The 12,401-nt window shown below is 62.9% G+C and carries 6 protein-coding genes; 1 reads left to right on the top strand and 5 read right to left on the bottom strand.

The window, feature by feature from the left end; all coding sequences use genetic code 11:
• Nucleotides 1-63 precede the first annotated feature (63 nt).
• From astD to OSC50_RS05160, 4 genes are all read right to left on the bottom strand, one after another.
• Complete coding sequence (gene astD / locus OSC50_RS05175) at nt 64-1,530, bottom strand: succinylglutamate-semialdehyde dehydrogenase (protein WP_253509028.1); 1,467 nt, start codon at nt 1,528-1,530, stop codon at nt 64-66.
• Nucleotides 1,530-2,555, bottom strand: a complete 1,026-nt coding sequence (gene astA, locus OSC50_RS05170; RefSeq protein WP_181081205.1) for an arginine N-succinyltransferase — start codon at nt 2,553-2,555, stop codon at nt 1,530-1,532. The genes astD and astA overlap by 1 nt, the downstream gene beginning before the upstream one ends.
• Nucleotides 2,556-2,603: 48 nt before the next feature.
• Complete coding sequence (aruF, locus tag OSC50_RS05165; protein ID WP_181081206.1) at nt 2,604-3,623, bottom strand: arginine/ornithine succinyltransferase subunit alpha; 1,020 nt, start codon at nt 3,621-3,623, stop codon at nt 2,604-2,606.
• Between the two features lie 203 nt (nt 3,624-3,826).
• A complete protein-coding gene (locus tag OSC50_RS05160; protein ID WP_253509030.1) occupies nt 3,827-5,047 on the bottom strand; it encodes an aspartate aminotransferase family protein in 1,221 nt (406 codons plus the stop codon).
• Nucleotides 5,048-5,350: 303 nt separating this feature from the next.
• Between OSC50_RS05160 and OSC50_RS05155 the strand changes: the two genes are divergently transcribed.
• Nucleotides 5,351-11,278, top strand: coding sequence for a dermonecrotic toxin domain-containing protein (locus OSC50_RS05155; protein ID WP_266246465.1), 5,928 nt, complete (start codon nt 5,351-5,353; stop codon nt 11,276-11,278).
• 4 nt (nt 11,279-11,282) lie between these two features.
• Here OSC50_RS05155 and argR read toward each other — a convergent pair whose 3' ends face one another.
• Complete coding sequence (gene argR / locus OSC50_RS05150; protein ID WP_181081209.1) at nt 11,283-12,263, bottom strand: transcriptional regulator ArgR; 981 nt, start codon at nt 12,261-12,263, stop codon at nt 11,283-11,285.
• Nucleotides 12,264-12,401 lie beyond the last annotated feature (138 nt).

Raw genomic sequence — 12,401 nt, 5'->3', positions numbered from 1 at the left:
CGAGGCTCCACGAACATCTGTTTTTATAGGCATCAAAAGTCTTCAACACATCCCCTCCCACCTCTAGATGAGGGTAATGCCAGGGGTCAGTGTCGCGGGCACCACCAGGCTTGGGGTTTCCAGCGATGCCACCGGGTACGCGCAATAATCCGCCGCGTAATACGCACTGGCGCGATGATTGCCCGAGGCCCCTACTCCACCAAATGGCGCGGTGCTGGCGGCGCCGGTCAACTGTTTGTTCCAGTTGACGATACCGGCGCGGCTTTCCAGCCAGAATTGCTGGTAGCGCGCTTCGGAATCGGACAACAAGCCTGCGGCCAGGCCGTACTGGGTGTTGTTGGCTTCGGCAATCGCCGCTTCGAAGTCGTGGTAACGGATCACCTGCAGCAGCGGGCCGAACAGTTCTTCGTCTTCGCGTTCGGTCACGCCGGTCACATCGATGATACCCGGCGTCAGCAACGCTGCCTGGTCCTGGGGCTGGGTCATTTCCAGCAGCGCCACGGCGCCATTGGCCAGCATCAATTCCTGGGCGTCCATCAAAGCTTTGGCGGCGGCGAGGGAAATCACCGAGCCCATGAACGGCGCCGGTTGCTGATCGAACGCGCCGACTTCAATGGTCGAACTGACTGCCACCAACCGCGCCAGCAACGCATCGCCCCAGGCGCCTTGCGGCACCAGCAGACGACGGGCGCAGGTACAACGCTGGCCGGCCGAGATAAATGCCGACTGGATAATGGTGTAGACCGCCGCATCCATGTCGGCCACTTCGTCCACCACCAGCGGGTTGTTGCCGCCCATTTCCAGGGCCAGGATTTTGTCCGGGCGCCCTGAGAATTGCTGGTGCAGATGGTTGCCGGTGCGGCTGGAACCGGTGAAGAACAGGCCGTCGATGCCTGGATTGGCCGCCAAGGCGATTCCGGTTTCCCGCGCGCCTTGCAGCAGGTTCAGTACGCCCGCCGGCAGGCCGGCTTCGATCCAGCATTGCACGGTCAGCTCGGCGACCTTCGGGGTCAGTTCGCTGGGTTTGAACAGCACCGTGTTGCCCGCCAGCAACGCCGGCACGATATGCCCGTTGGGCAAGTGACCGGGGAAGTTATACGGACCGAACACCGCGACCACGCCGTGAGGCTTATGGCGCAGCACAGCGGTGGCGTCGCCCAGCGGGCCGCTCTTCTCGCCGGTGCGTTCGCGATAGCTTTGCACGGAGATGGCGATCTTGTTCGCCATGCTGGTGACTTCAGTCGCCGCTTCCCACAGCGGCTTGCCGGTTTCCTCACCGATGCAGCGGGCGATTTCATCGGCGCGGCGCTTGAGCGTGGCGGCGAAAGCGTCCAGCACCGCGATGCGTTCTTCCAGGCTGCGCCGAGCCCAGCTCGGGAACGCCTGACGCGCGGCCTGTACGGCGGACTCGACCTGCTCGGCGGTGGCGCCGTTGCCAGCCCACAGCACGTGCTGAGTCACCGGGTTGCGCGATTCAAACAGTTCACCCTGGCCGGCCAGCCAGCTACCTGCGATATACAACGAATTCATTACTTCGACTCCCGAGCAGCGGACAACGGTACGGCACGCACCTGATCGCCGACCACCAGTTGCAGACGCTTGGCGGTCAACGGGTCGACCACCAGCGTGCCGGCGGCCAGGCGCGCCGGTGCGGCGGTAATGCGGCAATCTTCGCGTTTGCGGTTATGAATCAGGAACGGCGTGGCGTCGTCCCCTGGCGTACCGATGGCCAACACCAGCGACTGGCTGTCGCGCACCGCACGGATCTTGCTGGTTTCGCATTCCACCGCCGGGCCGGCGTCGAAAATGTCGACATAGCCCTGGTAGCTGAAGCCTTCGCTCTTGAGCATGCTCAGCGCCGGTTCGGTGTCGGGGTGGACCTTGCCGATCACGCTGCGCGCGTCTTCGGACAAAAAGCAGCTGTACAGCGGAAACTTCGGCATCAGCTCGGCGATAAACGCCTTGTTGCCCACGCCCGTGAGGTAGTCGGCCTGGCTGAATTCCATTTTAAAGAAATGCCGGCCCAGGCTCTCCCAGAACGGCGAACGCCCGGCCTCGTTGGACACGCCGCGCATCTCGGCAATGATCTTGTTGCCGAACAGTTGCGCGAACTCCGCGATAAACAACAGGCGCGCCTTGGCCAGCATGCGGCCGTTGAGACCGTTGCGGTAATCGGCGTGCAGGAACAACGAGCATAATTCGGAATTGCCGGTGAGGTCGTTGGCCAGAAACAGCGTCGGGATCTCGCGGTAGATGTTCAATTCCTGGGACGCGCTGACGGTCAGGCCCACCCGGAAGTTGTACCAGGGCTCACGCAGGCCGACGGCACCGGCAATCGCGGAAATGCCGACCACGCGGCCCTCGTCGTTTTCCAGCACGAACAGGTAGTCGGCATCGCCGCGACCGGCCTCGCCGCGAAAGGTTTTCTCCGCCCAGCCCACGCGGTGGGTCAGACGCTCTTCGTTGGCCGGCAGGGTGGTCAGGCCGGTGCCGGTGCTGCGCGCCAGATCAATCAGGGCCGGTAAATCGCTGCTGCGTACGGGACGAACGATCATGCTATCTCCTCAGACGGGCCGCTCTTGGCCACCCGCGAAACTCTGCGTTTAAACCGCGACCAGGCGCACACTGGCGCCCTCGCCGACGCCCAGGGCTTCAGCCGCGGCCAGGTCCAGGGTTACCGGCTTGCCAGGCGCGTAATCCAGCTCCAGCATCACCGCACGGTAATCCTGCAGCTGCGCGTTGCTGACCAGGTACTGGCGGCCGACGCCCTTGACCATCTCGCCGATCTTCACCGGCACCACGCGGCTCTGGGCAATCGAACGGATGCCCGAGACCCGCGCATGCAGCGTCGGGCCGCCGTCGAAGATGTCGATGTAATGATCGGTCTCGAAGCCTTCGCGCATCAGAATGTCGAAAGTGATCTGCGCGCGCGGGTGCACCTGGCCCATCGCCTCCTGGGCTGCGTCCGGCAGCAGCGGCACGTAGATCGGGTAATGCGGCATCAGCTCGGCGAGGAAGGTGCGGCTCTTGAGCCCGCACAGGCGCTCGGCGGCGGCGTAGTTGAGGTCGAAGAAGTTGCGGCCGATGGCGTCCCAGAACGGCGAGTCACCGTTCTCGTCGCTGTAGCCGACAATCTCGGTGACCACCGAATCGGCAAAGCGCTCCGGATGGCTGGCGACAAACAACAGGCGCCCGCGGGAATTGAGTTCCGACCACGGCGAGCCGACCAGTTCCGGCACCACGTAGAAACTGGTGAGCAGGCTGTTGCCGGTCAGGTCGTGGCACTGGGAAAGCACGTGAATCTTGTTGTGGATCTTCAGCTCGCGAGAGGCGTGCACGAAGGTCTCGTTGCGAAAACTGTAGAACGGCTCGGAATAACCGGCCGAGGCGACGATGGCCGAGCAACCGGCGAGCTTGCCGGTCTCGGTGTCTTCGAGCACGAAGAAATAGCTTTCTTCGCCGTTGAAACTCACCTCGGCCGCGAAAGACGCTTCGCTGGCGGCGATCTTGTCGCTCAGGCGTTCCACATCGTCCGGCAAGGAGGTGACACCAATCGGGCTGTCCGCAGCCAGACGCTGTACCTCGCCCAGATCAGCCATTTGCGCGGGGCGCATCACCAGCATGGTGTCACTCCTTAACTCGAAAATTCACAGAAAAAAATACCGGACAGGTCAGGAACGCCACATAGCTTCAAGTGGGCATATTCCAGTGTGGGAGGGGGCTTGCCCCCGATAGCAGTCTGTCAGTTGATACATCTGTGACTGATACACCGCCATCGGGGGCAAGCCCCTCCCACATTTGATCCGGTCCGACAGACAGATGTGTATCAGGCTTGGGTCAGCGTCTTTACCGCACGCTCGAAACGGTCCAGGCCTTCGCTGATGTCCGCCTCATCCACCACCAGGCTCGGGGCAAAACGCACCACGTCCGGGCCGGCTTGCAGGATCATCAGGTTTTCTTTTTCGGCCGCGTTGAACACGTCCTTGGCCTTGCCCTTGAATGCATCGCTCAATACGCAACCGATCAGCAGGCCCATGCCGCGTACTTCGGTGAACAGGCCGTACTGCTTGCCGATCTGCTCCAGGCGCGCCTTGAACAGTGCGTGCTTGGCCTTCACGCCCGCCAGCACCTCAGGGGTGTTGATCACATCGATCACCGCTTCAGCCACCGCACATGCCAGCGGGTTGCCGCCGTAAGTGGTGCCGTGGGTGCCGACCACCAGGTGCTTGGCCAGCGCTTCGGTGGTGAGCATCGCCGCGATCGGGAAACCGCCACCCAGGCTCTTGGCGCTGGTGAGGATGTCCGGGGTCACGCCGTAATGCTGGTAGGCGAACAGGTGGCCGCTGCGGCCCATGCCGGTCTGCACTTCGTCGAACACCAGCAGCGCGTTGTTCGCGTCGCACAGGTCGCGGGCGCCTTGCAGGTAAGCCAGTTCGGCCGGCAGTACGCCGCCTTCGCCCTGGATCGGTTCCAATACAACGGCGCAGGTCTTATCCGACACGGCGGCTTTCAGCGCTTCCAAGTCGTTATAAGGAACGTGGGTGATGCCGGTGATTTTAGGCCCGAAACCATCGGAGTACTTGGACTGCCCACCGACGTTGACGGTGAACAGGGTACGGCCGTGGAAGCTGTTGAGCGCGGCAATGATCTCGTATTTTTCGCTGCCGAAGCGGTCGAACGCCACGCGGCGGGCCAGCTTGAAGGCGGCCTCGTTGGCCTCGGCGCCGGAGTTGCAGAAGAACACGCGCTCGGCAAAGGTGGCGTCGATCAGCTTATGCGCCAGGCGCAGGGCCGGCTCGTTGGTGAACACGTTGGAGACATGCCACAACTTGTTGGCCTGTTCGGTCAACGCGCCGACCAACGCCGGGTGGGCATGGCCCAATACGTTGACCGCGATGCCGCCGGCAAAGTCGATCAGCTCGCGACCGGCCTGGTCCCATACACGTGAACCTGCGCCACGCACGGGAATGAACGCGGCAGGTGCGTAGTTGGGAACCATGACCTGGTCGAAATCGGCACGTTGCACCGGGGCTTGCTCAACGGACATCGGAGTCTCCTGAAGAGGAACGCCTGCCTGGAACTGGCGGGCGATGCAGGGATTGTAAGGACAGTTTTCGGCGCGGCCTTGCCGCCAAGCGACAACTTCTTATAGCGCCAACCCGCGATTTTCGTGGGTTTACGCCAATGCGACAAATAGCGTCGCAATGGCGCAGTTTAAACCGTGTAAAGCCGCAGAGGCAGGCCAAGGCGGATTGTTTTAATCCGGACAAGCCGCGCAACTATCTAACACCGCCCCTATGTCACCCTCTGGCTTGCTAGGCCTTCATTTACCACATGAAGGCGCCAGCCGATGCCCGTGCAACCCGACCCAACCGCCCCGCTCGATTTACTTCCCACCTATCGCGACCTTCACCACGACCTACTGGCGAAGGCCATTCCCGCCTGGCTGGGCAACGCGTCCGATGCTCGCCGGGCAGCCCTCAAGGCTGTCACCCCGCGCATCGAGCCCTGGCATGCGAATGCCACCGCCGAGCAACATGACGCGCTCAAGCCGCTGATCGGCGAAGCGTGGGCCGCGCAAAACCAAGTGGACCGGGTGATGACCAGCCTCAAATCCCCCCAAGACTTCGGCGCACCGATTCTGCAACAAGCCCTCAAGCAGCGCTTCGGTGTCGAGCGTGATGTGCGCAGCACCTACCTTCGGCTCTATATCCCCGCCACCATTCCCTGGCTCAAGGTCAAGTCCGGTGCCGCGCGTACCTGGACGGTGTCGCTGCTGGAAGCGGCGTTGCACAACTTCGAAGAATCGGAAACCCGAGAAGGCGCGTACGAAGAAGCGTCCACCTTCATCACCCGCCCCGGTGCCGATGGCCATTTCGAAAGCCTGCCCGGCGTCGCCACCCGCATCAGCGTACCCGCCTTCACCCAGCTATGCCGCGAGCTGGATATCGGCCGCCAGTACAGCGCCTACCTCGAGCAGTACCTGGGGGTGCAGGATGCGGCGGCCAAGGCGGCCCTGCAGCTCAAGCTCAGGCAGAGCCACCAGTCGGCCTTGAAGGTCGCCTTGCAGATGGCACGGATGAAGGGCGACATCCCGCAAGCCAGTGTTGATCCCCTCGCGCGCCTGTTCAATGGCCAGGACTGCACTTCGCTGCTGCGTCACGACTTGAGCCTGCTGTCCACCCCGCTCACCGGCATCGTGCTGTTTGCCGCAGACCTTGAACGCAGTCAAACCGTGGTGCCCGTAGTGGCCTACATTCCCGGCGACCCGGAACACCCGCTCAAGTACTACCCCTCCACCGCCCACTTCATGCAGGAACTGACGATCAAACTGCGCCATCCCAAGTACCAGCGCTTTTTCAGCCATTTTGTCGGCCATGAGGAACAGGGCCGTTTTTTCACCCTGCTGGACACGCGCCTCAGCGAAGTCACCTGGCATCCACACACCCAGGGGGACGCACGCCCCAGCTGGCGCGAAACACCGACAGCCGCTCCTGACCTGCAAGCGGTCTCCACCCCTTTCGGCGAAGACCTGTTCGAGCACCTCTACCACAGCCACTTGAATAAGCTGCTCAACGATGCGCGGAGCATGGCGATCGCTACCGCCAGCGTCGACCAGCAGGCGCGCTGGCGGCGTTGGGACCTGCTGGGTAAGATCAGTTCGGCCTTGCTGCAGGTCGTCGCCTTCATCGCCGCGCCTTTCGTGCCGCCACTGGGGCTGTTGATGCTCGGCTACACCGCCTACCAATTGCTCGATGAGACCTTCGAGGGCATTGTCGACTGGGCCGAAGGCGTCAAGGACCAAGCCTTCGAACACCTGATGTCGGTGCTTGAACAACTGGTGCAACTGGGCCTGTTCGCCACCGGCCTGCCCATCGCCGAAAGTTTGCTGCGCCAGGCGCTGCCCGCGCACGTGTGGGCATTTTTTGACACGCTCACACCGGTCATGCGCAAGGATGGCTCCTCCAGGCTGTGGAATGCGGACCTGGCACCCTATGCCCACGACCTGTCGCTGCCCGCCGACGCCATGCCCGATGCCAAGGGCCTGTATCGCCACGCCGGCAAAGACGTCCTGCCCCTGGCCGGCCAGCACTACGCCGTAGCGACGGACCCTGTAACCGGGCACTATCGCCTGCAACATCCTTCACGCCCCGATGCCTACCGTCCGCGCCTGTACACCAATGACCGCGGTGCCTGGGTCACCGAACTGGACTACCCGCTGGCGTGGGACCGCCCGACCCTGTTGCGCCGGCTCGGCCATCAGGTCGATGCCCTGAGCGATGCCCAACTGGAGCAGGTTCGCCACATCAGCGGGGTCGATGACGATGCGCTGCGCGCGCACTACCTGAACCGGCAGCCGCCGCCGGCACTCTTGGCCGACAGCCTCAGGCGCTTCAAGATCGACCACGACCTGCACACCTTCGCCGCTCAACTGCGCAGCGACGATCCGGCCGTATATAGTCACGCCGATGCCCAGACCCAGCTGTTCCTGCTGACCCGTTACGGCCTGTGGCCCAAGACCAAAACCCTGCGTTTTCTCGACCGCCACGGCACCGTTGCCTGGGAAGTCGTCGGCAACCCGGATGCCGCCGTGGTGCAGATACCCGAGGAACAGTTAACGAACGGCGACCTGTTGAAAACCCTGCTGCAGGCACTGGACGAACCTGAACGTAAACAGTTGCTGGAGGAAGAGTTCGGCTTGCCGCCGATCTCCCTGGAGGCACGAGCCGGGACCCTCAGGGCTCGATTGGCCGACCTGGCCCAGGACAAACATGCGGCGCTGTTCGAGTCGCGCTACCACAGCCTGGAACACACCACCGACGCTGGGTTGCAAAGTCTTATCAACGCAGAGCGCGGCCTGCCTCTGAGCGCCGCCGAAGCGCTGCTGCATCACGCCAGCACCAGCGAACTGCGTGAGCTGAACCAGGGCAATATCCCGCAATCCCTTCAACAGCGGGCACGCGCCGCCTTGCATCAGGTACGCGTGGCTCGCGCCTATGAAGGGCTGTATCGGGAGTCGCTGGCTTCGCTGGACACCCACCGCCTGGCCCTGCATTCATTGCAGCGCCTGCCGGGTTGGTCGAGTGACGTGCGTATCGAGGTCAGGGACTACAGTGCCAGCGGCCCGCTGCGCGACAGCATTGGCAGCGCCAGCGCCCCTATCCACCGAACCTTGATCCGCCACGAAACCGGAGGCTATACACCGACCACGCTCACCGATGAGCTGCTCGGGGTCACCGACCTGTACACCGCCGTCCTGCAGGCCCTGCCCGACACCCAACGCGACGCACTGGGCCTGCACATCGGCCAAGGCCCGCAGCTCAGGCAGGCAATGGCCGAACACGCACTGGAACACCGCCAACTCAGCCCGTTACTGGCGGCCGATCCCATTCTCAAGCCCAGCCATGACCCCAGTACCATGCGCCTGCTCGGCGGCATGGAGGGTTATCGAGCGGCACCCGCGCACCAGCCCGGCACCGTGCCAAGCATCCAGGCGCAGTTGCAACAGCTCTATCCCCGCCTCTCTCAAGAACGCATCAATGCGCTGGTCATCACCCTGCAGCGCCTACCCGGTGGACCCTCGAGCGCGGTGGCGGCACTGAGAGTCGAATACGCGCAACTGGACAATGACCTGGATATCTGGGAAAGCAATACACCTCAGCGGTCCACCACCGGAGAACGCCTGAGGCATCAGGATTACACGTATGCAAGGCGCAATCGCCGCCTTTGGGCCGATGAAATCCGGCGCGCCTGGCGCCACGAAACCACGGTCGACGACTACTATGAGCCGATCACCCGCAACGGCCTGCGCCTGCTGCTCAGCGCCCCCATCGAAGGCGAGCTGCCACAACTGACCGCACGCTTGCCTCACGTGACACTCCTGGAACTGCAAGGCAGCGAGCGCCCGGTCGCGCACCTCGACGCCTTCCTGGCGCTGTTTCCAAACCTGCGCCTGCTGGCGGTGCGCGACATGCCGCTGAACGCACTTCCCGCCGCCACACCGGGCATGCCGCACCTCAATGAACTGATTCTGAGCAACTGTTCGATCACCTTGAATGCCCGGAGCGCGCAAACGCTGTCGGCCATGACGCGCCTCAGAAGCCTGGATCTCTACAACAACCCGTTGGGCATCACGCCCGATGTGACGAACATGCCGCAGCTGAGCTTTCTGGACCTCAACCACACAGGTATCACCGAAGTACCGCCAGGCCTGGCGAATCGCCCGCGACTGGAAGCCGCGATCCTGTCGAACAACCGCATCAGCGCGTTGCCCGCCGAGCTGTTCACCTTGCCGGCGGCTGTCAGCGAACACTTCGACCTGGCGAACAACCCGTTCACCCCGACGACCCTGGAACAGGTGAAAATCTACTTCCAACGCACCGGCAGCCACTGGGAAGCCACGCCACACGCCTTGGACGTCGCCCGGGTTAAAGCGCTTTATCCGTCCTTCAATGACAGTGAAGTGCGCAGTTTTATCTTTGGCCTGCACGGCACTTTGGAAATGGGGCGAATAGAACTGACACGCCTTGAGCAGGAGTACGCAGCCCTGCAGACAGAATTGACCCAATGGGCCACGCAAGCGCCACGTCCGCAGGACATCCAGACGCGCCAGACCTTCAAGGCATTGCTTGAAGCCTGCTGGCGCAAGGAGTCGGCGTTGGACGAGCGCAGTACCAGCATCGTACCGACCTACGCACTGCGTGTTCCCTCGCCGCTTGCCGGTGACCTGCCGGCGCTGGGCGTGCTTTTCCGCGAGGTTTCATCGCTTGAGCTGCAAGGTAACGCCAGCCCACTGCAAGTGGCGCAGTTCCTTAAAGCGTTTCCTCAACTGACCAGCCTGCGGGTGGAAAACGCCTTGCTCGGTGCCATTCCACCCACGGTCTTCGAGCTGCCCTACCTGGTCTCGCTGCAGCTGCCACGCTGCGGCGTGCGCCTGTCGGCCGGCGAGGAACAAGGCCTTATCGGCCTGTACTACCTTGAGCACCTGGACCTCAGTCACAACCCGCTCACCCACCTACCCGATTTCGAACGTCTGCCCAGGTTGTTCAGGCTATCGCTGCAAAACACCGGCATGACCGAGCTCCCCGCCAGCCTGCTGGTGCCCACGGGACGCCGTGAAATCAACCTGAGCCACAACCGGATCAGCCAGTTGCCCGAGGATTTGTTCGCACTGCCTGCGTCGGCCACCAGAGCCTTCAACCTATCGGGCAACCCGCTGTCGCGCCAGGCATTGCAGCACATCAAAACCTACAGCCAGGCCCAGGGCGAGCATCTGCAAGCCGATGCGCCAGCCAACGAGCGCGCGCGGGTATCAGTGCTTTACCCAACATTCTCTTCGGCGGAGGCCAACCGTTTTGTGTTCAACCTGCCAGGCGATATGGACGCCGTACCTCGAGCACTCGACAGCCTGGAAGCCGAGTACCGCCAGCTCTGCGCAGATTTGCAGACGTGGGCACTGGATGTCCCGGCACCCGAGCCCACGCAAGGCGCCCGGATGGATGAGCAGCTCCAGGCCCAGGAGCAGATCAACCGCCTGATGTTCAAAGAGTTGCTGGAACAGGGCTGGCGCCGCGAGAGTCCGTTGGATGAACTCAATGGCGGCGAGCCACCCACTCACGAGCTGACGTTTGAGACACCGCTGCGTGGCGCACTACCGAGGTTGAACGCGCGTTTCGAACACATCTCTCGACTGGACCTGAGCACGGGCGACATCACCACCGACATCGACGGGTTGCTCGCAGGCTTTCCCAAACTCAAAAGCCTGTCGGTGTTCCGTTACGCCCTGAGCAAGCTGCCTTCCTCGATATTCGACATACCCAGCCTGACCTCCCTGAGCCTTCAGGAATGCCGGATTATCCTGACTGAGGAAACCGCCGGCGCGCTGGCGGCGATGACGCAACTGGAGTACCTGGACCTGAGCGAGAACCCACTGGGCCTGCCGATTGACGTGAGCCAGCTGTCCAACCTGCAGTCGCTGTATATGCAGGACGTCGGGCTCACCGAGTTTCCCAGTGGCGTATTTGGCCTGCATCACCTGACCACATTGGACGTCAGCGACAACGCCATCGTAGAGGTGCCCGCCGACATCCTCGAACGGCAACTGCCCTTCGATGAAGAGTCTGACTTCAGTGGGAACTCGTTTTCGCCTGCCAGCATCGAGCGTTTAAGAACCTATTTCTTGCAGACCGGCAATGACCTGGGAGTCGCGGATGCGGCCCACGATGATGCAGGCGCCCCTCTGGCGCCGCCGACACCGCCGGAGCCCGTGGAGGAGTAACCCGTCAGCCGCGCTCGGCCGGCACCGACGACAACTCGAATGGGCTGCTGCTGCGGCGCTGGTTGCGGTCTTCACGGGGGGTGGCGCCGAAGAAATTGCGGTAGGCGCTGGAGAAGTGCGGCCCCGAAGAGAAGCCGCAGGACAGGCCGATCTGGATGATCGACTTGCTGGTTTGCATGAGCATCTGGCGCGCCTTGTTCAGGCGCAGTTCCAGGTAGTACTGGCTGGGGACGCGATTGAGGTATTGCTTGAAGATGCGTTCCAGTTGTCGTCGCGACACGCACACGTGCTGGGCGATTTCGTCGGTGGTCAGCGGCTCTTCGATGTTGGCTTCCATCAGCAGCACTGCCTGGGTCAGCTTCGGATGGCTGGAGCCCAGGCGGTTTTGCAGGGGGATACGCTGGCGCTCGCCGCCTTCGCGGATGCGCTCGACCACCAGTTCTTCGGACACCGCACCGGCCAGTTCGGCGCCGTGGTCACGGGCCAGCACCGCCAGCAGCAGGTCGAGCACCGACATGCCGCCGCAGGCGGTCAGGCGGTCGCGGTCCCAATCGAACAGATGGCTGGTGGCGATGACCTTGGGGAAGCGCTCGGCAAAGTCGTCCTGCCAGCGCCAGTGCACAGCGGCACGGTAACCGTCGAGCAGACCGAGCTGGGCCAACGGATAGACGCCGGCCGACAACCCGCCGATCACACACCCGGCGCGCACCAATTGCTTGAGCGCGCTGCTCAGTTGAGAGGCGATGACGGTGGGCGGCTCGTCGGCCAGCAGGAACAGTTTCTGAAAGCCTTCGAGCTTGCCGGCCCACGGCTCGCCCGGCAGTTGCCAGGCACCTTCGGCGGCAGGTTCGGCGAGCAGAAACGACAGCTCGTAGACCACTTCCGGATGCACCCGCTGGGCCACGCGCAAGGCCTCCTCAGCCAGCGCAAGCGTGAGTGCTTTTGTGCTGGGCCAGATCAGGAAACCAATTTTGTGGGCGGTCATGGAAGGCTATCCGAAGCAGAAACAGTGAAAGAAGCCGTGGGCCAATGCTAGCCCGTAAATGAACACAAATCTCAAAAACGATGAACATCCAATGTGGGCGGGGGCTTGCCCCCTCCCACATAAAGCAGCGCTCACACG

This window comes from Pseudomonas quebecensis, assembly GCF_026410085.1.
In the GTDB taxonomy this organism is placed as follows: domain Bacteria; phylum Pseudomonadota; class Gammaproteobacteria; order Pseudomonadales; family Pseudomonadaceae; genus Aquipseudomonas; species Aquipseudomonas quebecensis.
Note: the sequence above shows the minus strand (reverse complement) of the source record. Positions and strands in the feature narration are given on the sequence as shown.